Source organism: Massilia sp. Soil_C_3, assembly GCF_057657035.1.
In genome coordinates this window covers 342,848-364,857 of sequence record NZ_JBDGJG010000007.1, presented here as the reverse complement: position 1 = coordinate 364,857, position 22,010 = coordinate 342,848, and the positions used below count along the sequence as shown (strand labels likewise).

Sequence of the window (22,010 nt, the reverse complement as noted above, 5' to 3'; positions counted from 1 at the left end):
GAGGGACTCGAACCCCCACACCTCGCGGCACATGGACCTGAACCATGCGCGTCTACCAATTCCGCCACGTGGGCACTGCAAACCAACTCTGCTACAATAGCAGGCTTTGTCATTTTCCGCTAGATCAACATTTCTAGATCATCACGCAAAACACACCGCTTACCACTGCTGCTTTCTTCGCTTCGTCGTTGCCGCCGTTGCTGAAGAGAGCGAGATTATAGCGGATGATTTTCAATAGTCAAAGACCCACGATGAAGTTCTGATCGGGGCAATGAAGATATTCCAGGAACATCCCGCAGCACGCCACGTTAGGCGAATCGGATGGACCTCCGTTACACTACGCCTGTCAAGGTGTCAATCAAGCTGACTGCCGCCTATTTATTCATGAGCGGCGCTATTACTGGCCAAGAGAAAAAAGAACCGATTTGAAGCAACCTACTCATACCATTCCAAGCCGCGAGGAAATCCTCGCAGTCTTCCGTGACGCCACCGAACCGCTCGATGCGGCCGGCCTGGCACGTGCCCTCAAGGTCAAGCCCGCCGCCCAGGAAGTCCTGGGCCGCCGCCTGAACGCCATGGAGCGTGACGGCCAGATCCGCTCCGACCGTAGCGGCACTTATATGTTGGCCGACCATTCCGCCTTCGTGGCCGGCAAGGTCGCTGCGCATCGGGACGGATTTGGATTCGTGATCCCGGACGAGCCAGGCCCCGACCTGTTCCTGTCCGACCGCGAGATGCAGAAAGTGCTGCACGGCGACCGCGTGATGGCGCGCGTGACCGGCACCGATCGCCGCGGACGTCCCGAAGGCTCGATCGTCGAAGTCGTCGAACGCGCCAACACCCACATCATCGGGCGCCTGCTCAATGAAGGCGGCGTGTGGATCGTCTCGCCCGAAGACCAGCGCATCGCCCAGGACGTTCTCGTCTCCGGTTCGCCGGGCAAGGCGCGCGCCGGGCAGGTGGTCAGCGTCGAGCTGCTCGAACAGCCGGGCCGCTTCCAGAAGCCGACCGGCCGCATCGTCGAAGTGCTCGGCGAACTCGACGATCCGGGCATGGAAATCGAAATTGCCGTACGCAAGTTCGGCGTGCCGCACGTGTTCTCGCCACCTGCACTGAAGCAGGCCGCGCGCCTGCCGAACGAAGTGATCAATGCCGACCTGGCCGACCGCGTCGACCTGCGCGACGTGCCGCTGGTGACCATCGACGGCGAGGACGCGCGCGACTTCGACGACGCGGTCTACTGCGAGCCTGTCAAGATCGGCGCTACCCGCGGCTATCGTGTGCTGGTCGCGATCGCCGACGTCAGCCATTACGTGAAGCCGAACGACGCGCTGGATGCCGACGCCATCGAGCGCAGCACCTCGGTGTATTTCCCGCGCCGCGTGATCCCGATGCTGCCGGAGAAGCTGTCCAACGGGCTCTGTTCGCTGAACCCGCACGTGGACCGCTGCACCCTGGTGTGCGATATGGTCGTCACCGAGGACGGCGAAGTCACCGCCTACCAGTTCTACCCGGCCGTGATGCACTCGGCGGCGCGCCTGACCTATAACCAGGTGGCCGACATCCTCGCCAATACCGACGGCGAGGAAGCGCAACAGCGTCCAGGCATCGTGCCGCATTTGCTGAACCTGAACGGGGCCTTCCGCGCGCTGCTCAAGGCGCGCCAGGAGCGTGGTGCGATCGATTTCGAGACCACCGAAACCTATATCGTTTGCAATCCGCTGGGCAAGATCGAAAAGATCATCCCGCGTACCCGGAACGACGCGCACCGCCTGATCGAGGAGTGCATGCTGGCCGCCAACGTGTGCGCCGCCGACTTCTTGCTGCGCCACAAGCACCCGGGCACCTTCCGCGTGCACGCCGTGCCAACCGAAGAGAAGCTGAACCAGCTGCGTACCTTCCTCAAGCAGGTGGGCCTGAACCTGGGCGGCGGCAACAAGCCGACCGCGCGCGACTATGCCGCGGTGATGCAGCAAATCCGCGAGCGTCCCGACGCGACGCTGCTGCAGACCATGCTGCTGCGTTCGATGCAGCAGGCGGTCTACAGCCCGGACAATGTCGGTCACTTCGGCCTGGCCTACGAGGCCTACGCCCACTTCACCAGCCCGATCCGCCGCTATCCCGACCTGCTGACCCACCGCGCCATCAAGGCGATCCTGCTGGGCAAGCGCTACGAGCCGAAGGGTATCGAACTGGGCAAGCTCAATTCGACCCAGTCGAACTCGGCGCGCAAGCAGGCGGCCAAGGACAAGGCCGACGGCAAGCCGCAGAAGAGCGAAAAAGACCTGACGATCTGGGACGCCCTCGGCGTGCACTGTTCGGCCAACGAGCGCCGCGCCGATGAAGCTTCGCGCGACGTCGAGAACTGGCTCAAGTGCTTTTTCATGCAAGACAAGATCGGCGAAGAGTTCACCGGCACGGTCGCCGGCGTGACCACCTTCGGCATCTTCGTGCAGCTCGACGAGCTGTTCGTCGAAGGCCTGGTGCACATCACCGAGCTGGGCGCCGATTACTTCCAGTACGACGAGGCGCGCCATGAACTGCGCGGCGAGCGTACCGGCCAGCGCTACCAGCTGACCGACCGCGTCACTGTCCGGGTGGCGCGGGTCGACCTCGAATCGCGCAAGATCGACCTGACGCTGGCGTCGGCGCCGGTCGCGCTTGAGGCAGGCGAAGGGGCGGGGCGCAACAAGCCAGGCCGTAATGAAGGCCGCAACGAGGGTCGCAATGAAGGCCGTGGCAACGGCGGCGGCAAGAAATCGCGCGGCGGCCGTTCGCGTGGACCGAAGCCGGGCGCGCCTGCCGTGGTGGAGACGCCGACGCCGCTCGAGCGTGCGCGCCAGGTGGCGCAGGGCGCCATGGAAGTGCCGTCGAAGCCACCAAAATCGCGCAAGGCACGTGCCAAGGCGCGTGCGGAAGAACGCGCGAATGCGGCTGCGCAGGCGCCGATGCCAGCAGCAGCTCCGACGCCAGCACCGGCACCGAAGCCAGCACCGGCACCGAAGCCAGCACCGGCACCGAAGCCAGCACCAGCACCGAAGCCAGCACCAGTAACGACGCCAGCACCAGTAACGACGCCAGCACCGACGCCAGCGCCCGTGGTCGAGCAGCAGAGCGCACCGGCCGCACGCAAGCCGCGTGCGACCAAGGCCAGCGCCAAGGCTGTCGTCGAGGCAGCACCAGCACCGGCACCAGCGCCGGTTGTCGCCCCGGCAGCGAAGCCAAAGGCAAGGAAGGCACCGGCCAAGGCCGCAATCAAGGCTGAGCCGCTCGCGGAGCCAGTCGTCGCGGCGCCAGTCAAGGCTGTCGCGGCCAAGAAGCCGGCAGCCAAGAAACCAGCAGCTAAAAAAGCGGTCGCCACCCCGCGCAAGGCGGTCGCCGCCAAAGCCGTCGCGCCTGCGGCCAAGGTGGCAAAGGCCGCTGCCAAGACCGTGGCCAAGACCGCGGCCAAGACCGCATCCAAAACCAGCAAGAAAAAAGCACCTGAAAGCGATTGAGAAGTAGCAAATGAAAAATAAAATGATTTTCGGCTTCCACGCCGTGACCTCGCGCCTGCGTCATGAGGCGCAGTCGGTGGAAGAGATCTTTGTCGATGCCGAGCGCAATGACGGCCGCATGAAGGACCTGATCGCCAATGCCAAGGCGGCCGGCGTTCGCGTGATGCCGGTCGATGCCGCGCGCCTCGACAAGATCACCGGCACCCGCCGCCACCAGGGCGTGATCGCCTTCGCCAGCCAGCTGGCGCTGGCGCGCAACCTGGACGAGCTGCTCGACGCCATCGAGGGTCCGCCGCTGCTGCTGATCCTGGACGGCATCACCGATCCGCACAACCTGGGCGCCTGCCTGCGCGTGGCCGACGGCGTCGGCGCACACGCGGTCATCGTGCCGAAGGACCGCGCGGTCGGCCTGAACGCCACCGCCGCCAAGGTCGCCAGCGGCGCGGCCGAGACGGTGCCCTACATCACCGTCACCAACCTGGCGCGCACCATGCGCGAGCTGAAGGAGCGCGACATCCTGCTCATCGGCACCTCGGACGACGCCGAGCGTGGCCTGTACCAGGCCGACTTCACCGGTCCGGCCGCCCTGGTCATGGGCTCGGAAGGCGAGGGCATGCGCCGCCTGACGCGCGAGACCTGCGACGTGCTGGTCAATATCCCGATGTTCGGCTCGGTCGAGAGCCTGAACGTGTCGGTCGCCTCGGGCGTCTGCCTGTACGAGGCCCGCCGCCAGCGCATCGCGCGCGAAGGCTGATCGGCCTGCTTGCTACTTGGGTTCCCGCCTGCGCGGGAACGATGGGTTTGGGCAGGTGGCCGGAATCGTGTTGCTGATGTTCCCGAGCGCCAATTAACGTCGTTCCCGCGCAGGCGGGAACCCAAGTCCTTCGCTCTGCCGCAAGCCATCCACACCCCACAGTTTCACCTCTCCCACAAGCATTCCCCCCCCGGATCGGCTACCATGAAAGCCGTTCCCTCCGAAGCACCGCCATGTTTTTCTCACGACTGCGCGAAGACATTCGCAACATCATCGAGCGCGATCCCGCTGCCCGCAACGGCTGGGAAGTGCTGACCTGCTATCCGGGCCTGCACGCCATCGTCGCCCACCGCTGGGCCCACGCCTGCTGGCACATGGGCCTGAAATGGCTCGGCCGCTTCATCGCGCACCTGGCCCGTATCGTCACCGGCATCGAGATCCACCCCGGCGCCGTGATCGGCCGCCGGGTCTTCATCGACCACGGCTTCGGCGTGGTGATCGGCGAGACCGCCGTGATCGGCGACGACTGCACCATCTACCAGGGCGTCACGCTGGGCGGCACCACGCTGGTGGCCGGCACCAAGCGCCATCCGACGCTCGAGCGCGGCGTGATCGTCGGCGCCGGCGCCCAGGTGCTGGGCGCCTTCACGGTTGGCGAATACGCCAAGATCGGTTCCAACGCGGTGGTGGTCAAGCAGGTAGCAGCCGGCGCCACGGCGGTCGGCAACCCGGCCCACATCATCCAGAAAGAAGACCAGTCGCGCAGCGCGCGCATGTTCGCCGCCTATGGCGTCACGCCCAACGGCGACGATCCGCTGTCGAAAGCCCTGCGCGGCCTGATCGACCATGCCGCGCGCCAGGACGAGCAGATCGAACGCCTCACCGACACCATGCGCGCCGCCGGCCTGTGCTGCCCGCGGGTGGAGGAGGGTGATAAACTCGACTCGGAACAATTGAACCGACTGGTAGATTAAGTAGATTAAGGAACCACATGACGAACGAAGCGACTGGCGGCATCGACGCCGCAGCCGTGCTGGACCCGGTCGAACTGCGCGTGCTGGCCGTGCTGGCCGAGAAAGAAGCGCTGACCCCCGATAACTATCCGATGTCGCTCAACGCGATCGTCAACGGCTGCAACCAGCTGTCGAGCCGCGATCCGGTGATGCAACTTTCGGACGACATCGTCCTCGACACCCTGCAGCGCCTCACCGAGCGCAAACTCGTCAACGCGATCTCGCAGGCCGGGGCCCGCGTCGTGAAGTACGAACACCGCATGCGCATCAAGTGGACGCTGGAGCAGGACAAGCTGGCCGTGCTCACCATCCTGATGCTGCGCGGCCTGCAGACCGCCGGAGAGATCCGCACCCGCAGCGGCCGCCTGCACGAATTCAAGAACGTGCAGGACGTCGAGACGGCGCTGCAGTTCCTGATCGATAAATACCCGCCGCTGGTGGTCAAGCTCGATCGCGCGCCGGGCACCAAGGAATCGCGCTACGGCCAGCTGCTGGGTGGCGAGATCACCATCGTGGCCGGCAGCGAGCAGACCTCGTCGGCGTCCAGCGGCCAGACCCAGGGCGGCCGCATCGCCCAGCTCGAAGAAGAAGTCGCGTCGCTGCGCGCCGAAATGATTGATCTCAAGGCGCAGTTCGAGGCGTTTCGTCAGCAGTTCCAGTAACCTCCGCCGCGGGTTCGAGCTCGAGCTCGATCAGGGTGTCGTCGCTCCAGCTGGTGTCGCCAAGTGGAACGCGAAATCCCTTGCCTTCGGTCTCGAGCAGGGCGCTGCGGTTGCCATCGACCAGCACCGCGGCGCGCAGCGCGTGCGCGTGCCGGAAGGTGTAGCCGGACTTGCCCTCGAACGTGAATCCGCACCAGTCGCGCGTGCGCAATAGCGTGTTCACGGCCAGCACCACCCATAGTGGAATCTCTTCCTTGATGATCGCGACCTGCACCCGGCACTCCAGGCGCAGGTCGCCAAGGCGCCGCACCTGATCGGGTAAGCCAGGCGAGCGCACCACCGGGGTGACCCGGTAGCGACGACGTTTCTGGTTCAGCACCAGTTCGCTGTTCGCATCGAGCGCGCTCTGGCTGCGCGGCACGGTGAACATCCCGTCCGCGTCGACCGCCAGCCCTAGGCTGAAGCCATCGTCGCCGCCAAGGCGCGCCGCCGGCAGCACGGGCTTGTCAGCGCCGCTGCGCGGCTCGATCCGGAACTGCAGCCTTGGTGCCGCCGGGGCCATCCCGTGGTGCTTGTCGAAGGCATCCAGGCCGGCCACGATCGCCTCGTACTTGCGCACTTCCGGGTCGCGCATCGCATTGACCTTGATTTCCTCTGGGCTGTCGGGCTTGCTGGTCTGGGCGGCGGCAGAGGTGGGGGCAACGGCGCCGGCGCCCAGCAGAAGCGCGCACGCGATGGGGAGCAGGGCGCGCACGGTATTCAACCCTCGTCGCGCCAGCGGCGCAGGCGGATCGCGCCGTAGATCATCGCGCAACCGGCGGCGGCGGCGATCCATACCGCGGGCGAGGCGAGCGTGCCGTAGGACAGGCCAATCAGCATCGGCCCGTCGAGGCCCGCATTCTGTTCGGCCAGCGCCCTGCCATTGACCTCGCCGAACCAGATGCCAGGCATCAGGCCGCCCAGGAGGCGCGCCACCACTTCTTCGCCGAACCACTTGACGTTCAGGCTCAGGCCCGAGAAGCGACCGACCAGGAAATCGAACCAGGCCAGCAGGGCCAGCGCGATGACCGGCACGCCCACCGCCCACAGGAACACCTTGGAGCGGGCCCAGCTCGACACCAGCAGTAGCCAGCCGACGGTCGGCAGCGCCCACACGATGTACAGCGGCAGGAAGCTCAGCAGGTAGAGCGGCGACAGGTAGAAGTTGGCGTTGGCCAGCACCGGGGCGATCAGGTTGACGCCCTTGACCGCGCTGGCCAGCAGGCCGAGCACCAGCAGCACGAGCGACGTGGCGATGCCGATCGCCACCGTCAGCAGCGGCGCCACCACCAGTGCGACCGCCACCTTCGACAGCACGGACTCCTGGTCCGACATCGGCAGCGATTTCCAGAACAGGATGCTGCGGTCGCGCCGTTCGTCGTGCAGGGCCGCCAGGCAGTAGAAGAACACCACCACCGGCAGCACCAGGAACAGCGGCGCCGTAATGGCCAGGTAGCTCGAGGCCGCGATCGCCGCCGCCTTGGCGTACATTTCTGGCGGGACGCCTTCGATCGTGATCACCTGCTGGCCGTTGGCCTGGAAGTGGAAGGCGCCGGTGGTGGCCAGCGCGTACAGGAAGCCGCCGCCGAGCAGCAGCACCAGTGCCGCCGCCACCGCCAGCGGCGCATAGACGAAGGCGCCCTTGTGTTCCCACAGCTCGCGCCGGATCAGCCATTTCATCGTGTTCATGCGTAGCTTCCTTTCATGGTGGCGACGAACAGGTCGGCCACGCTCGGGTGGCGTACTTCGCCGAGGGCTTCGAGTTGGCTGCGCGACAGGCCGCCCGCGCGCTGGGTATCGAACAGCATCACCGACTTGCCGAACGTGGCGCGCTGGTCGAGCGGCTGCAGGGCCCGCGCCGCGGCGACCTTTTCGTTCGGCACCATCACCTCGACGTAACGCTGGCCGATCTCTTCCATCGACGCCGCGAGCGCGATCTTGCCGTCGCGGATGAACAGCAGGTCGGTCAGGATGTGCTCGACCTCTTCCACCTGGTGGGTGGTGATGACGATGGTCTTGCCTTCGTCAAAGTAGTCTTCCAGCAGGTGCTGGTAGAACTGCTTGCGGTAGAGGATGTCGAGACCCAGCGTCGGCTCGTCGAGCACCAGCAGGCGGGCGTCGATCGCCATCACCAGCGCCAGGTGCAGCTGCACCACCATGCCCTTCGACATTTCCTTGACCTTCATGCCCGGCTTGAGCTTGGTGTTGGCGATGTAGCGCTCGGCCTTGCTGCGGTCGAAGCGCGGATGCACGCCCTCCACGAAGTCGACCGCGTCCTTCACCCGCAGCCAGCGCGGCAGGATGGCGACGTCGGCGATGAAGCACACGTCCTTCATCAAGGCGTCGCGCTGGGTGCGCGGATCGAGGCCCAGCACCGACAGCTCGCCCTCGAACGGGATCAGGCCCAGGGCCGCCTTGAGCGTGGTGGTCTTGCCCGAGCCATTGGGGCCGATCAGGCCGACGATGCGGCCGGCCGGGATTTCGAAGTCGATGCCGTCGACGGCCACCTGCTTGCCGTAGCGCTTGGTCAGGCCGCGTGCGGACAGGACCGCGCCCGAGGCCGGGTGTGCAGCTGTGTTCTGGACCGCGTCTTGGACGGTGTTCATGCCGCACCTCCCACCGGATTGCCGCTGTCGCGCAGCAGCTGTTCGACATCCAGCCCCAGGCGGCGAATGCGCTCGACCATGGCCGGCCACTCTTCGCGGATGAAGCGTTCGCGTTCGCTTGCCAGCAGTTTTTCGCTTGCTCCCTCGGTGACGTACATGCCAATTCCCCTTCGCTTTTCCACCAGGCTCTCGTCGACGAGCTCCTGGTATGCCTTCGATACTGTGATCGGGTTGAGTTGATACTCGGCGGCGATCGAGCGCACCGAGGGCAGGGCGTCGCCGGCTTTCAATACGCCGTCGAGCATCATGCCGACCACCCGCTCCTTGAGCTGGCGGTAGATCGGGGTGCTATCGTTCCAGTCGGCGCTCATCGATGGCCTCCCTTACGGTGCCTTGCAGTGTGGTGCTCATGCCTTCCTCCTTGGTGAGGTATTGAGGTGGTGTTGTAGTGAACTATAACACCATGCGCGCAAATGTAAACACGCATATGCAAATCGGCGGCCAGGGCGCCGATGTTATCGTGCGGGAGGAGTCAGTTCGGTGTGGTCGTGGCGCACGATGCTGCCGTCGGCATGCAGCGCGAACCAGCCGCCGCGCACCGGCTCGGCGTCGAGTTCCCAGTCGGGCAGCACGTAGCGCAAACGGTCGCCGTGTTCGTGCACGGCCGGCCGGTGGGTATGGCCGTGGATGATGATGTCGGCCCCGGTCTCGGCGAACACGGCGTCGATCGCAGCGGGCGTGACGTCCACGGTCTCGTACGATTTGTCGGTGTGCGCATCGCGCGAACCCTGGCGCAGGCCGGCGATGATGGCCTTGCGCTGGGCCAGCGGCATGCCGAGGAAGTTGGCCTGCCAGGCAGGTTGGCGCACCTGCGCGCGAAACGCCATGTAGGCGGTGTCGAGCGTGCACTGGGCGTCGCCGTGCAGCAGGGCCACGGTGCGTGGGCCGGCCTCGATCACATGCGGGTCTTGCAGCAGTTGCAGGCCGGCGGCCTGGGCGAAGCCGTCGCCGACCAGGAAGTCGCGGTTGCCGGCCATCCAGTAGACGGCTGTGCCGGCGTCAGCGACTGCGCGGATTGCGGCCGCGACCTGCGCATTGAACGGGTCGGCGAGGTCGTCGTCGCCGGCCCAGTATTCGAAGATGTCGCCGAGCAGGTAGAGGCGCTCGGCGTGCGCCGCGCGCGCGCTCATGAAGGCCAGGAAGGCCTCCAGCGTGCGCGGGTGCGAGACCTGCAGGTGCAGGTCGGAGATGAACAGCGCGAACGGGCGCGCAATCAGCGTCATCGGATTGACTGGTGCTGGTGCGCGCCGCGCATTACAGCACTTCGATCTTTTCGATGATGACCGCGTCGACCGGCACGTCCGAGTGCATGCCGCTGCGGCTGGTCTTGACGCCGTTGATCGCGTCGACCACGTCCTTGCCTTCGGTCACGGTGCCGAACACGGCGTAGCCCCAGCCGTCCTGGCCCGGGTAGTCGAGGAAGGCGTTGTTCTTGGTGTTGATGAAGAACTGGGCCGATGCCGAGTGCGGCGCCGAGGTGCGGGCCATGGCCAGCGTGTACTTGTCGTTCTTCAGGCCGTTCTTGGCTTCGTTCTCGACGGTCGCGTCGGCCGGCTTCTGTTTCATGCCTGGCTCGAAACCGCCACCCTGGATCATGAAGTCCTTGATCACGCGGTGGAAGATGGTGTTGGCGAAGTGGCCCTTGTTGACGTAGTCCAGGAAGTTGGCAACGGTCTTCGGTGCTTTTTCGGCGTCCAGCTCGGCGGTGATATTGCCCTGGTTGGTGGTGATGAGGATAGTCGTCATGGTTTGTCCTGTTCTATGGGTTGTTATTTGCGCTGATTTGCTCTGTATTGCAAGTGCGGCAAAACCGTTATTTTACTAGCTTGTCGCCCTTGAGCAGGGTGACGTTCGTAATCTTGATCGGCACGACCGGCACGTTCTGCATGCCGCGCACGTCATCGACGACCACGCCCTTGATCTTGTCGACAACCTCCTGGCCCTTCACGACCTTGCCGAACACGGTATAACCCGAGCCCTTGACGAAGGGATGGTCGATGCCGGAATTGTCGGCGACGTTGATGAACCACTGCGAGGTCGCGCTGTCGGGATTGTCCTCGCGCGCCATGGAGATGGTGTAGGGCTGGTTCGACAGGCCGTTGCTCGATTCGTTCTTCACCGGCTTGAGCGTCTTTTTGCCCTCGAACTTCTCGTTCATGCCGCCGCCCTGGATCATGAAGCCGTCGATCACGCGGTGGAAGATCGTGCCTTTATAAAAGCCCGACTTGGCGTAGGCGGCGAAGTTGGCGACGGTCTTGGGGGCTTTTTCCTGGTCCAGCTGGACGACGATCTCGCCCATCGTGGTCTTGATCGCATACTGCGGACCGATCATGGCCGGGGCCGCGGCGGCTTCCGGCGCGACCGCCTGTTCGGTGGCTTCCTGGGCCAACGCGACGCCAGGGAACAGCAGGCCGCAGGCCAGCGCGGCGGTGGCGCCCGTCATGCGGGCGAGCAGTGAACGGCGGGTGATCGATAACGACATCTGGCTTCCTCTGATGGACCTCGCGCAAGGCGCTGTCAAGGGTTTTCCCCAAAAATAAAGCTGGACCGTAGGCGGCCAGCCGGGATTTTATCAATGCTATACTTTACGAAAAGGCGTTCGCAGAGCAACGTCCCATTCTATCAAATAAGAACAACACCGAGGAGCCAGGCGAACCCGACGCCGCACCCGTCCAGGGCGCACCAGCATTGCTGTTGCTGCGCCGGAGGTTGCGGCTTGTACCGCGCCCGGCGCTCCTCTTCCGTTACGGAATTCAATGAGCCAACTCAAGATTTACAACACGCTCGCGCGTGACAAGCAGGTATTCGTTCCCAAGATCAGCGGCAAGGTCGGCATGTATGTGTGCGGCATGACCGTCTACGATTACTGCCACATCGGTCACGCGCGGATGATGATGGCTTTCGACGTCGTGTATCGCTGGCTGATGGCGTCCGGCTACGAGGTCAACTACGTGCGCAACGTCACCGATATCGAAGACAAGATCATCCGGCGCGCGGTCGAGAACAACGAGACCATCGGTTCCTTGACCAGGCGTTTCGAGAAGTATATGGACGAAGACGCGGCCGCGCTTGGCATCCTGCCGCCGACCGTGGTGCCGCGCGCCACCGAATACGTGCCGCACATGCTGTCGATCATCGAGAAGCTCGAGCAAAAAGGCCTGGCGTATAAAACCGAAGACGGCGACGTCAACTACGCGGTGCGCGGTTTCGAGGGCTACGGCAAGCTGTCCGGCAAGTCGCTGGACGACCTGCGCGCCGGCGAGCGTGTCGACGTCAATACGGGCAAGCGCGATCCGCTCGACTTCGTGCTGTGGAAAGCGGCCAAGGAAGAAGAGCCGGCCGAGGCCAAATGGGATTCGCAGTGGGGCCGCGGCCGCCCGGGCTGGCACATCGAGTGCTCGGCCATGTCCTGCGCCACGCTCGGCGAGCACTTCGACATCCATGGCGGCGGCGCCGACCTGCAGTTCCCGCACCACGAGAACGAGATCGCGCAATCCGAAGGCGCCTTCGGCGGCCCGATGGTCAACTACTGGATCCACAACGGCTTCGTGCGCGTGGATAACGAGAAGATGTCCAAGTCGCTGGGCAACTTCTTCACCATCCGTGAAGTCCTCGCCAAGTACGACGCCGAAGTGGTGCGCTTCTTCATCCTGCGCGCCCACTATCGCAGCCCGCTGAATTACTCTGACGTGCACATCGACGACGCCAAGGGCGCGCTGACGCGCCTGTACACGGCGCTGAACGATATCGACTTGGGCGATGGCGAACTCGCCGTCAACTGGGACGAAGCGCACGCCAAGCGCTTCCGCGACGCGATGGACGACGATTTCAACACCCCGCTGGCGGTGGCCGAATTGTTCGACCTGGCGAGCGAAGTCAATCGCAGCAAGTCGGTCGAGGTGGCTCGTCAATTGAAGGCGCTGGCCGCCGTGCTGGGCCTGCTCGAACGTGCGCCGCAAGCCTTCCTGCAAGCCGGTACGCCGGGCAGCAGTGGGTTCGATGAAGCGGCGATCCTCGATGCGATCGCGCGCCGCGCGGCCGCCAAGGCCGCACGCGACTTCGCCCAGGCCGACGCGATCCGCAAGGAACTCACGGCAGCCGGCATCGTCCTGGAAGACAAGGCCGACGGAACGACCTGGCGCCGCGCATAATGGCAGCCAACAAGGACAAGGCCGGCGGCGGCGCCGCAGGCGCCAGCGTGCAGTCCGCGGCGCCTGAGTCAGCGCCGGCACACGATGCGCTGGCGGTGCCGATCTACTGGGCCGAGGCCAAGCGCGAGCTGATGCAGCGCGACCGCATCATGAACAAGCTGATCCCCCAGTTCGGCGACCTGCACCTGCGCGGCCAGCCCGATCCGTTCATCACGCTGGCCCGTTCGATCGTCGGCCAGCAGGTGACGCCGAAGGCGGCCGACCTGGCCTGGGTTAAATTGCTTGCCGTCTGCCCAAAACTGGCGCCGAGCCAGGTGATCAAGCTGGGCGCGGTGGAGCTGGCGGGTTGCGGCCTGTCCAAGCGCAAGACCGAATACATCCTCGACCTGGCCGACCATTTCAAGGCCAAGCGGGTGCATGCCGACCTGTGGTCGGAAATGGATGACGAAGCCGTCATCGCCGAGCTGGTCCAGATCCGCGGCATCACGCGCTGGACAGCCGAGATGTTTTTGATATTTAATCTGCTGCGGCCGAACGTCCTGCCACTGGACGACCCCGGCCTGATCCAGGGCATTAGCCAAAACTATTTCTCGGGCGAACCGGTCTCGCGCAGCGATGCGCGCGAGGTCTCCGCCAACTGGGAACCCTGGCGCACGGTTGCTACTTGGTATTTGTGGCGCAGCCTGGACCCGGTTTTGCCCGCCAACTGAGCAATTCCGACGTTCGATCCGCTGTCGGCTTACGGTAGAATAGCGCCCTGATCGGCCGCGCATAACGGAGTGCGGCCAAGACATTACCCCGGAGGTACAATGACTAAAACAACTTTCCTCAATTTTGAGCAGCCGATTGCCGAGCTCGATTCCAAGATTGAAGAGCTGCGTTTCGTACAAGACGATTCCGCTGTCGACATCTCCGAAGAGATCGATCGCCTGGACAAGAAGAGCCAGCAGCTCACCAAGGACATCTATGCCAAGCTGACTCCGTGGCAAGTGTCGCAGATCGCGCGTCACCCGCAGCGTCCATACACGATGGACTATGTGAACGCGATCTTCACCGATTTCCATGAGCTGCACGGCGACCGCACCTTCGCCGACGACCAGTCGATCATCGGCGGCCTGGCCCGCTTCAATGGCCAGCCATGCATGGTGATCGGCCACCAGAAGGGCCGCGACACCAAAGAACGCGCGATGCGCAACTTCGGCATGCCGAAACCCGAAGGCTACCGCAAGGCGATGCGCCTGATGAAGCTGGCCGAGAAGTTCGGCCTGCCGATCTTCACGTTTGTCGACACCCCCGGTGCGTTCCCCGGCATCGACGCCGAAGAGCGCGGCCAGTCGGAAGCCATCGGCCACAACCTGTACGTCATGGCCGAACTGAAAGTGCCGCTGATCGCCACCATCATCGGCGAAGGCGGTTCGGGCGGCGCGCTGGCGATCGCCGTCGGCGACGCGGTGCTGATGCTGCAGTACTCCACCTATTCCGTGATCTCGCCGGAAGGCTGCGCCTCGATCCTGTGGAAGACTTCGGAACGCGCGGCCGACGCCGCCGAAGCCCTGGGCCTGACCGCGCACCGCCTGAAGGCGATGGGCCTGGTCGACAAGATCGTCAGCGAACCGCTGGGCGGCGCCCACCGCGATCCGGCCCAGATGGCGCAATTGCTTAAACGCGCACTGGCCGATACCCTGCGCCAGTTCCAGGGCATGAAGACCAAGGACCTGCTGGAAGCCCGTCACGCGAAGCTGATGAGCTATGGCAAGTTCAAGGAAACGCTGCCGCGCGAGGAGTAATCCTCTGAGCCGTTCCAAACGCGGGGCCAACCCGGCCGGGCTGGTCCCGGCAATGTTCGCGCAGGCCATGCTCGGCCTGCGCGCCAAATACTCTCCCCAATCCATAGCAGTTGCCTGTAGCGGCGGCCTCGATTCGATGGTCTTGCTGCGGCTGGCCCACGACTGGTGCGCACAGCACGGCGTACGGCTACATGCCTTCCACGTGCATCACGGACTGAGCCGGCATGCCGACGACTGGAGTACGCATTGCGAGCGCAGTGCGGCGGCGCTCGGTATCGGCTTCGACCATCGCCGCGTGACGATCCCCCACGATGGTTCCGGCGTCGAGGCCGCGGCGCGTAAGCTGCGCTACGCCGCGCTGGGCGAGATGTGCCGCTTACACGACGTCAAGCTGCTGCTTACCGCCCACCACCTGGACGACCAGGCCGAGACCGTGCTGTTGCAATTGCTGCGCGGCTCGGGAGCTGCCGGGCTGTCGGGCATGGATACGGACAATCTCGCGCCGGGCCTCTTGGGTGTGCCCGACCTGGCGCTGGCGCGGCCGCTGCTGTCGGAGCCGCGTGCGGCGCTGGAGGCGTTCGCGCACGAGCATGCGCTGGCCTGGGTCGAGGACGAATCGAACCAGGACCCGCGCTACACCCGCAATGCGTTGCGCCACCAGGTGATGCCGGCGCTGGCGACGAACTTCCCGGGCTTTCAGGCCCGGCTGGCGCGCGGCGCGGCCCACGTGGCCTCGGCCCAGCGCCTGCTCGACGAGCTGGCGGCCCAGGACCTGGCGGCTTGCCAGGACGGCGACGCCATCGACCTGGCCTATCTTGGTCGCTTGAGCGCGGATCGCATCGACAACTTCATGCGCCATCTGTTCTCGGTGCGGGGGCTGGCAATGCCGTCGACCGCCTGGCTGAACGAGATGGTGTCGCAGCTGTTCTCGGCGCGCGAAGACGCGCAATTGAAGGTTACGCATCCGGATTGCCATATCCGCCGCCATCGCGGCAAGCTGTTCCTGACGCCGCACCTGCCGGATCTTGCCGGTATGCGCGATCCGGACGATATCGGCGTGCTCGACAGGGAAGGGCAGACCTTCCGCTGGCAGGGCGAGGCCTCGATCGCCTTCCCGGACTACGGTGGGGTGCTGCACTTCGAGCGTGCCGAGCAGGGTTTCGATCCTGCCTGGCTGCGCGCGCAGACGCTGACGATCGATTTTCGCAAGGGCGGGGAAAAGCTCAAGCTCGCGGGCAATCGGCCATCGCGTGGCCTGAAGGCGCATTACCAGGCGCTCGGTGTGCCTGCCTGGGAGCGCGAGCGCTTGCCGACCGTCAGACGCAACCTCGACCTGCTGTTCGCGGCGGGCATCGGCATGGACTGCCGGCACTGGTCGGCAAGCGGTCAGGAGCTGATCGGGCTGCGCTGGGAACTGAGCTGACGCCAGATTGTATAGGCAAGTGTATTCCGAAAACGTATTAAGTTATTTTCTTTCCATATAGCTTTTTCGTTCCCCAAGCCTTGTGATGCCGCGTTGCAGCATGCTACATTTAGGGTCCTCTTTTCTCTTTACACAAGCTGGAACCCTTCCTGATATGGCTTTAATTGTCCACAAATATGGCGGGACGTCGATGGGCTCGACGGACCGTATCAAGAATGTCGCGGCCCGGGTGGCCAAGTGGCATGACGCAGGTCACCAAATCGTTGTTGTACCGTCCGCAATGTCGGGCGAGACCAACCGCCTGATTGGTCTGGCCAGGGAAATCATGCCGCAACCCGATCCTCGCGAACTGGACATGATCGCCTCTACCGGCGAGCAGGTGTCGGTTGGCCTCCTGGCCATGGCGCTGCTGGCCATCGGCAAGGATGCGGTGTCCTACACCGGCTGGCAGGCGGGCATCCGCACCGATTCGTCGTTCACCAAGGCGCGCATCCAGTCGATCGACGACAGCCGCGTGCTGCGCGACGTCGCGGCCGGCAAGATCGTCATCATCACCGGTTTCCAGGGCGTAGACGAAGAAGGCAATATCTCGACGCTGGGCCGCGGCGGCTCGGATACTTCTGCAGTGGCGATTGCGGCCGCGCTGAAGGCCGAGGAATGCCTGATCTACACTGACGTCGACGGCGTCTACACGACCGACCCGCGCGTGGTGGACGAGGCGCGCCGCCTGTCGAAGATCACGTTCGAGGAAATGCTCGAACTGGCCTCGCTGGGCTCGAAGGTGCTGCAGACTCGCTCGGTCGAGTTCGCCGGTAACTACCAGGTGCCGACGCGCGTGCTGTCGTCGCTGACCGATCCCCTGATGCCGCTGGAAGAAGAAGCCCAGTCAGGCACCCTGATTTCGTTTGAGGAAGAAAGCAATATGGAACAAGCCGTCATCTCCGGCATCGCGTTCAATCGCGACGAAGCAAAGATCACCGTCCTGGGCGTGCCGGACAAGCCGGGCGTGGCGTATCACATCCTGGGACCGATCGCCGACGCCAATATTGAAGTGGACATGATCATCCAGAACCAGTCGGTGGACGGCAAGACCGACTTCACCTTCACCGTGCCGCGGGGCGACTACGTGCGCGCAATGGGCGTGCTGGAGAGCCAGCAGGAAGCGCTGGGCGCAACCAAGGTACTGGGCGACGCCAAGGTGTCGAAGGTGTCGGCGGTAGGCGTGGGCATGCGCAGCCACGTCGGCGTGGCGTCGCAGATGTTCCGTACCTTGTCGGAAGAGGGCATCAATATCCAGATGATCTCGACCTCCGAGATCAAGATCTCGGTGCTGATCGACGAGAAATACATGGAACTGGCCGTCCGTGCGCTGCACAAGGCTTTTAACCTGGAGCAAGGTTAACAAATTTCAAAATTTTTGGGCGTGCGTTCTTGACGCGATGAGGTCCAGCCCTTAAGATGCTTGCACTCAGCGCTGACCGAAACCGGTTGGCTCTGATTGGAGACGTGGCCGAGTGGCCGAAGGCACATCCCTGCTAAGGATGCATATGGCTTATACCCGTATCGTGGGTTCGAATCCCACCGTCTCCGCCAGATAAGTGGCTGCTGAGACTCAGCAGTCCCCTGAAACCCCCGGATCTCTTACGAGGCCCGGGGGTTTTTTGTTTTCTGATGTCCTTATGCGACCAGCCGAGGCACGGGAAATACTGATCCGTTTGAGCGAGCGGCTCCTCGCATCTGGCATTCAGATCAGCAACGTGATTGTTTCCCCGGCATGCCGATCGATGTCCGTCAACGCACTACAATCGGCGGTGGCGCGGACAGGCCGGAACACGCCGCTTCGCCGCGCATAACAAGGAGACGGCTTTGCCGACCACCTCCGCAGCCAGGGGTTCGTTCCTGGCCGCTGGCCTTGCCGTGCCGCTCCTGGCAGCCTGCCAACTTCCCACGCGCCAGGGCGCCGCGGGACGATCCACCCCGCAGCAAAGTGTGAAGGTGCGGGCGCCGTTCGACATGCCCGCGATCGCGATACCGGACTTTGCTGCCAGCCGCCGCTTCCTGATCACCAAGTTCGGCGCCGACCAGCAGGATCAGGCGCGTACCAGCGCGGCCATCGCGGCGGCGATCGGGGCCGCCAGCGCCTGGGGTTCGGGCGTCCTCGTCGTGCCGCCGGGGACCTGGCCGACCGGTCCGGTTCACCTCAGGAGCAACGTCAACCTGCACCTGGAGAAAGGCGCCACGCTTCTGTTTTCGGCGAAGCCCGAGGACTACCTGCCGCCGGTGACGACCACGTGGGAAGGACTCGAGTGCCTTAATTACTCGCCACTGGTGTACGCCTATGAGTGCGTCAACGTGGCACTCACCGGCGGGGAACCCTGCGCGCCAGGCTCGATGTATGGCAGGCCTGGTATGCGCGTCCCAAGGCGCACATGGATGCGCTGGTTGCCCTGTACCGCTCGGCAGATGCCCTCAGCCCGGTCTCTGTCCGGGACATGACGCGGGGGCAGGCCAATCTGCGGCCGCAGTTCGTCCAGTTCAACCGATGCCGCCACGTGCTGGTCGAGGATGTGCGGATCGTCGACAGTCCGTTCTGGGTGCTGCATCCGTATCTATGCCGGGACGTGGTGATCCGGCGCGTGGACATCCGCGCGCATGGCCACAACAATGACGGGGTCGACCCCGAGATGAGCGAGAACGTGCTGATCGACGATTGTGTGTTCGACCAGGGCGACGACGCGGTGTCGGTCAAGTCGGGACGCGACCGCGACGCCTGGCGCCTGGGAACCCCGTCACGCAACATCGTCATGCGCAACTGCCGCGTGAAGAATGGCCACCAGATGATGGCGATCGGCAGCGAACTGTCGGGAGGGATCGAGAACGTCTTCGTCGACAATTGCCATTTCGACGATGCGGGGCCGCGCGCCCGCACCGCCATCATGAATCTGCTGTACGTGAAGACCAACGAACGCCGCGGCGGCTACGTGCGCAATATATACATGAACAATGTGAGCGCCACGCGGATCACGGGCGGCATCCTGTGCGTGGAAACCGATGTCCTGTACCAGTGGCGCCGTCTGATGCCGACCAATGAGCGCAGGCTGACGCCGATTACGGGGCTGCATGTCAGCAATGTCCAGGTCGCCGAAGCGCAGTTCGTGTGCCAGATCAAGGGGCAGGCCGAGCTGCCCGTGCACGACGTCAGCCTGCGCGACCTGCGCGTCGGGAGGCTGCGCGGCGCCTCGGTACTCAACGAGCACGTCGAGGGCTTCGTCTATGACGCGGGCCGGGAAGGCGGCGCATGAAGGGCGCCGTAACTGCCAGCGCCGGCTGCAGATGCTCGATGATCCGGCGCACCAGCAGCAGGGTGGCGCGGCATGCGCGGACGCTGCCACACCTGCGTCTGCGCCTGCGCCTGCGCGTGCGATGACCGTTCACAGGAAGATCTTCGCATAGCCGCGCGCCGAGAGCGCGGCGATATCTGCAAGCAGGACCGGAAGCGGCTTGCCGCCGGCATAGGCGATATAGCGCGGCTCCCAGACCGGATGGAATTTTTCCTTGTACGCGCGCAGGCCCCGGAACTTGTAGAACGACTCCCCGTGCCGGTAAACGAAGCCGGCCAGCCGGTTCCACAAGGGCAAGCCCGCCGAATCCGGCACGCCCGACAACGGCGCCATGCCGAGATTGAACCAGCGGTAGCCGTGTTCCTGTCCCCACAGGAAGACATGGGTGAGCAAGCCGTCCATCAGGCCGCGCGGCGCCGCGTGCATGAAGCGCATCAGGTCGATCGACAGCTCCTCGCCGGTGGGCCCGCACAACAGGTTGGCGAAGGCCACGATGCGCCCCTCGCGCTCCAGCACGGCGACCGGTTGTCGGGTCAAATAGTCGTCGGCAAAGAAGCCCAGCGAAAATCCCTTCTCGCCGCCGGCCTTGCCGGCCAGCCGGTCATCCGACACAGAGCGCAGCTGCGGTAAGATCGCCGGCACCGATTCCGGCGCCACGATCCGGAAATCCACGTGTTCCCGCTTCAGCCGCTGCATCGCCGCCCGCAACTCCTTGAAACGGCCTCCCGCCAGCGACAATCCCGCCAGGCGGATCCGTGCTTCCTCGCCGAATTTGGCGAACGCTAGCCCCAAGTCAGCGTAGCAGTGCAGCTGTTCCGGATGCACCTGGTAGAACACCGGAGTGGCGCCATCATCATCCGCGCGCTCGACGAAGTCGCGGATCAGCGGCGCGGCGGCGGCCGGCGGGCCGACCGGATCGCCCAGCGCCACCCAGGTCCGGCCGCGCACGCCGTACATGATGAAGGCGGTACGCTCGGGGGTGAACAACAATTCCTTGTCGCGCAGCCAGGCCAGGAAGGGCAGCGTCTCGCCCTGCGCGCGGACGATGCGTTCGGCGTCGGCCAGCGCCGCGCCGGACGGCGGTTCGGTCAAGTGCGGCAGTGGCCTTAGCAGGCGCGCGATGCCGAACGCGAGCAGGACCACGGCGGCCCCCAGGCTCGCGCGTAAAAAGCGCGGCGCGTCGTCGTGCAGCGCCACCTGCCACCACAGCGCGTTCGAATAGTCGACGTGGCGATAGGCGAAGACGCCGATCCACAGCGAGGCGCCGAAGGCGGCGATGATGGCGACGATCCAGCCGGGCGAGAAGCGGGTATCGAACAGGGCCGCGCGCCGCTCGAACAGGCGGCGGCTCGGCACGAACACCAGCAGCAGCAAGGCCAGCAAGGCCGCCTCTTCCCAGTCGCCGGCTTTCAGTAGCGAGGCCGCGGTGCCGGCGGCCAGCGCACCGACGGCGAGATACCAGGCCAGCCGGATGCGGCGCGCGATCGCCTGCGCCAGCAGTAGCAGGGCCACGCCCACGATGCTGCCGACGAAGTGCGAGGCTTCGAACAGGCCGAGCGGGAACAGGCCCGACAACCAATGCAGCCGTCCGTGCGCGGCTGGCGTGGCGCCCGAGACCAGCAGCAGCAGGCCGGCCATGAAGGTGAACAGCGACAGGATCCTGGGCGCCAGCCGCACCGAGTGCTGGCCCAGCGACTGGCCGAGTTGCTGCAGGCGGGCGCGCCGGTAGCGCGTCTCGTCGCCGACCAGCAGCAGCAACGCCAGGCTCAACGGAATCAGGTAATAGACCATGCGATACAGCAGCAGGCCCGCCACGATCTGGTCGGCGCGCAGCCAGGGCGCCAGCAGCAGCGCCATGATGCCGTCGAAGACGCCGAGGCCTCCCGGCACATGGCTGGCCAGCGCCACCAGCTGGGCCGCGAGAAAGGCGCCCAGCACGACGGGGTAGGGCGGCGCATCCGGTGGCAGCAGGGCATACAGGACGCCCGCCGCCAGCATCCAGTCGGTCACTGACACCAGCAACTGGGTCAGCGTGAGCGGCAGTGGCGGGATCCGCATGTCGAAGCCGCGCACCCGCAGCGGTGTCTTGCGCACCAGCGGCAGCAGCAGATAAGCGCCCACCAGCGCCAGGCAGGCCAGGCCGAGCCACTGCGCGCCGCGCTGGGCCAGTTGGCCCTGCAGCCAGGCGTGCGGGTGATTGACGAGGCTCCAGCCGCCCAGCGCCAGCAGGCCAAGCCAGTAGGTAACGCCGTTCAGCGCCACGATCCGCGACAGGTCCGCGCCTGCCACCCCCCAGCGCGAATAGAAGCGGTGGCGCACGGCCGTCCCCGACAGCAGCGCGAAGCCGACGCTGTTGCTGATCGCATAGCCGATGAAGGCGGTCAGGACGATGCGCACGCGCGCGATGCGCTTGCCGATATAGATGAAAGCGAGCTGGTCATAAAAGCTCAGGACCAGGTAGTTGGCCGCGCAGCACAGCAGGGCCAGCAGCAGGTGCTCGGCGCCGAGGCGGGCGAGCGCGGCCTGGAGGTCGCGGTAGTGGATCGCCTGCAGTTCGCCATGCAAGACCCAGAATGCCGCGCACAGCAGCACGGCCGCGATTGTCGGCGCCAGCCAGCTTCGCAGCCTGGCCCGCTTGCTGGACATCGGTGCGGAACTCACGTGTGCGGTCCTCTCG

At 65.0% G+C, this 22,010-nt stretch carries 19 protein-coding genes and 1 tRNA gene; 12 read left to right on the top strand and 8 right to left on the bottom strand.

The genetic code is table 11. From position 1 onward, the window contains the following. Window positions 1-425: 425 nt before the first annotated feature. The 4 genes from rnr (at window position 426) to AC3A6F_RS16795 (ending at window position 5,926) form a co-directional block, all read left to right on the top strand. Window positions 426-3,497 (top strand): ribonuclease R, encoded by a 3,072-nt coding sequence (gene rnr, locus AC3A6F_RS16810; protein ID WP_487682681.1) that lies wholly within the window; start codon window positions 426-428, stop codon window positions 3,495-3,497. A 10-nt stretch (window positions 3,498-3,507) separates the two neighbouring features. Next, window positions 3,508-4,251: a 23S rRNA (guanosine(2251)-2'-O)-methyltransferase RlmB gene (gene rlmB, locus AC3A6F_RS16805; protein ID WP_137171861.1), complete on the top strand. Its 744-nt coding sequence runs from the start codon at window positions 3,508-3,510 to the stop codon at window positions 4,249-4,251. Window positions 4,252-4,484: 233 nt separating this feature from the next. Then, window positions 4,485-5,225, top strand: coding sequence for a serine O-acetyltransferase (gene cysE / locus AC3A6F_RS16800; RefSeq protein ID WP_487682678.1), 741 nt, complete (start codon window positions 4,485-4,487; stop codon window positions 5,223-5,225). 17 nt (window positions 5,226-5,242) lie between these two features. Further along, entirely contained in the window at window positions 5,243-5,926 is a 684-nt protein-coding gene (locus AC3A6F_RS16795; protein WP_487682676.1) for a YceH family protein, read from the top strand. Here AC3A6F_RS16795 and AC3A6F_RS16790 read toward each other — a convergent pair. The 7 genes from AC3A6F_RS16790 to AC3A6F_RS16760 form a co-directional block, all read right to left on the bottom strand. Continuing rightward, window positions 5,886-6,680, bottom strand: a complete 795-nt coding sequence (locus AC3A6F_RS16790) for a hypothetical protein (protein WP_487682674.1) — start codon at window positions 6,678-6,680, stop codon at window positions 5,886-5,888. The two genes, AC3A6F_RS16795 and AC3A6F_RS16790, sit on opposite strands and share 41 nt — an antisense overlap. Before the next feature lie 5 nt (window positions 6,681-6,685). Beyond that, window positions 6,686-7,654, bottom strand: a complete 969-nt coding sequence (locus AC3A6F_RS16785) for a hypothetical protein (protein WP_487682672.1) — start codon at window positions 7,652-7,654, stop codon at window positions 6,686-6,688. Next, window positions 7,651-8,571 (bottom strand): ABC transporter ATP-binding protein, encoded by a 921-nt coding sequence (locus AC3A6F_RS16780; RefSeq protein WP_487682670.1) that lies wholly within the window; start codon window positions 8,569-8,571, stop codon window positions 7,651-7,653. Before AC3A6F_RS16780 ends, AC3A6F_RS16785 begins: the two co-directional genes overlap by 4 nt. After that, window positions 8,568-8,942: a GntR family transcriptional regulator gene (locus tag AC3A6F_RS16775; protein ID WP_487682668.1), complete on the bottom strand. Its 375-nt coding sequence runs from the start codon at window positions 8,940-8,942 to the stop codon at window positions 8,568-8,570. The genes AC3A6F_RS16780 and AC3A6F_RS16775 overlap by 4 nt, the downstream gene beginning before the upstream one ends. 144 nt (window positions 8,943-9,086) lie before the next feature. Then, window positions 9,087-9,854 carry a UDP-2,3-diacylglucosamine diphosphatase gene (locus AC3A6F_RS16770; RefSeq protein ID WP_487682666.1) on the bottom strand — a complete coding sequence of 256 codons (768 nt, stop codon included), beginning with the start codon at window positions 9,852-9,854 and terminating at the stop codon, window positions 9,087-9,089. A gap of 31 nt (window positions 9,855-9,885) precedes the next feature. Further along, window positions 9,886-10,377, bottom strand: a complete 492-nt coding sequence (locus tag AC3A6F_RS16765; protein WP_147935078.1) for a peptidylprolyl isomerase — start codon at window positions 10,375-10,377, stop codon at window positions 9,886-9,888. Window positions 10,378-10,444: 67 nt separating this feature from the next. Beyond that, a complete protein-coding gene (locus AC3A6F_RS16760) occupies window positions 10,445-11,113 on the bottom strand; it encodes a peptidylprolyl isomerase (RefSeq protein ID WP_487682663.1) in 669 nt (222 codons plus the stop codon). 274 nt (window positions 11,114-11,387) lie between these two features. On the opposite strand from AC3A6F_RS16760, the gene cysS reads away from it, so the two are divergent. From cysS to AC3A6F_RS16720, 8 genes are all read left to right on the top strand, one after another. Further along, window positions 11,388-12,782, top strand: coding sequence for a cysteine--tRNA ligase (cysS, locus tag AC3A6F_RS16755; RefSeq protein WP_487682661.1), 1,395 nt, complete (start codon window positions 11,388-11,390; stop codon window positions 12,780-12,782). Further along, on the top strand, window positions 12,782-13,492 hold the full coding sequence (locus AC3A6F_RS16750; protein WP_487682659.1) for a DNA-3-methyladenine glycosylase family protein: 711 nt from the start codon (window positions 12,782-12,784) through the stop codon (window positions 13,490-13,492). Before cysS ends, AC3A6F_RS16750 begins: the two co-directional genes overlap by 1 nt. Window positions 13,493-13,591: 99 nt before the next feature. After that, entirely contained in the window at window positions 13,592-14,569 is a 978-nt protein-coding gene (locus tag AC3A6F_RS16745) for an acetyl-CoA carboxylase carboxyltransferase subunit alpha (RefSeq protein WP_109343987.1), read from the top strand. 52 nt (window positions 14,570-14,621) lie between these two features. Next, window positions 14,622-15,992 carry a tRNA lysidine(34) synthetase TilS gene (gene tilS, locus AC3A6F_RS16740; protein WP_487682656.1) on the top strand — a complete coding sequence of 457 codons (1,371 nt, stop codon included), beginning with the start codon at window positions 14,622-14,624 and terminating at the stop codon, window positions 15,990-15,992. A gap of 154 nt (window positions 15,993-16,146) precedes the next feature. Then, window positions 16,147-17,394, top strand: coding sequence for an aspartate kinase (locus AC3A6F_RS16735; RefSeq protein ID WP_487682654.1), 1,248 nt, complete (start codon window positions 16,147-16,149; stop codon window positions 17,392-17,394). A 98-nt stretch (window positions 17,395-17,492) separates the two neighbouring features. Beyond that, window positions 17,493-17,585: transfer RNA gene (locus AC3A6F_RS16730), tRNA-Ser, on the top strand. Window positions 17,586-17,858: 273 nt separating this feature from the next. Next, window positions 17,859-18,488 carry a hypothetical protein gene (locus AC3A6F_RS16725; protein ID WP_487682652.1) on the top strand — a complete coding sequence of 210 codons (630 nt, stop codon included), beginning with the start codon at window positions 17,859-17,861 and terminating at the stop codon, window positions 18,486-18,488. Then, entirely contained in the window at window positions 18,422-19,294 is an 873-nt protein-coding gene (locus AC3A6F_RS16720) for a glycoside hydrolase family 28 protein (RefSeq protein ID WP_487682650.1), read from the top strand. The genes AC3A6F_RS16725 and AC3A6F_RS16720 overlap by 67 nt, the downstream gene beginning before the upstream one ends. Window positions 19,295-19,423: 129 nt before the next feature. Here the strand turns inward: AC3A6F_RS16720 and mprF are convergent, their stop codons facing one another. Continuing rightward, the gene (mprF, locus tag AC3A6F_RS16715; RefSeq protein ID WP_487682649.1) at window positions 19,424-21,994 is read right to left on the bottom strand and encodes a bifunctional lysylphosphatidylglycerol flippase/synthetase MprF; all 2,571 of its coding nucleotides are present in this window, start codon (window positions 21,992-21,994) and stop codon (window positions 19,424-19,426) included. Between the last annotated feature and the right edge of the window lie 16 nt (window positions 21,995-22,010).

Excerpts from the sequence above, each read along its gene's own strand:
- rlmB (WP_137171861.1), top strand. The coding sequence starts at position 3,508 with ATGAAAAATAAAATGATTTTCGGCTTCCACGCCGTGACCTCGCGCCTG.
- cysE (WP_487682678.1), top strand. The coding sequence starts at position 4,485 with ATGTTTTTCTCACGACTGCGCGAAGACATTCGCAACATCATCGAGCGC.
- AC3A6F_RS16795 (WP_487682676.1), top strand. The coding sequence starts at position 5,243 with ATGACGAACGAAGCGACTGGCGGCATCGACGCCGCAGCCGTGCTGGAC.
- AC3A6F_RS16785 (WP_487682672.1), bottom strand. The coding sequence starts at position 7,654 with ATGAACACGATGAAATGGCTGATCCGGCGCGAGCTGTGGGAACACAAG.
- AC3A6F_RS16780 (WP_487682670.1), bottom strand. The coding sequence starts at position 8,571 with ATGAACACCGTCCAAGACGCGGTCCAGAACACAGCTGCACACCCGGCC.
- AC3A6F_RS16775 (WP_487682668.1), bottom strand. The coding sequence starts at position 8,942 with ATGAGCGCCGACTGGAACGATAGCACCCCGATCTACCGCCAGCTCAAG.
- AC3A6F_RS16770 (WP_487682666.1), bottom strand. The coding sequence starts at position 9,854 with ATGACGCTGATTGCGCGCCCGTTCGCGCTGTTCATCTCCGACCTGCAC.
- AC3A6F_RS16765 (WP_147935078.1), bottom strand. The coding sequence starts at position 10,377 with ATGACGACTATCCTCATCACCACCAACCAGGGCAATATCACCGCCGAG.
- AC3A6F_RS16760 (WP_487682663.1), bottom strand. The coding sequence starts at position 11,113 with ATGTCGTTATCGATCACCCGCCGTTCACTGCTCGCCCGCATGACGGGC.
- cysS (WP_487682661.1), top strand. The coding sequence starts at position 11,388 with ATGAGCCAACTCAAGATTTACAACACGCTCGCGCGTGACAAGCAGGTA.
- AC3A6F_RS16750 (WP_487682659.1), top strand. The coding sequence starts at position 12,782 with ATGGCAGCCAACAAGGACAAGGCCGGCGGCGGCGCCGCAGGCGCCAGC.
- AC3A6F_RS16745 (WP_109343987.1), top strand. The coding sequence starts at position 13,592 with ATGACTAAAACAACTTTCCTCAATTTTGAGCAGCCGATTGCCGAGCTC.
- tilS (WP_487682656.1), top strand. The coding sequence starts at position 14,622 with ATGTTCGCGCAGGCCATGCTCGGCCTGCGCGCCAAATACTCTCCCCAA.
- AC3A6F_RS16735 (WP_487682654.1), top strand. The coding sequence starts at position 16,147 with ATGGCTTTAATTGTCCACAAATATGGCGGGACGTCGATGGGCTCGACG.
- AC3A6F_RS16720 (WP_487682650.1), top strand. The coding sequence starts at position 18,422 with ATGGATGCGCTGGTTGCCCTGTACCGCTCGGCAGATGCCCTCAGCCCG.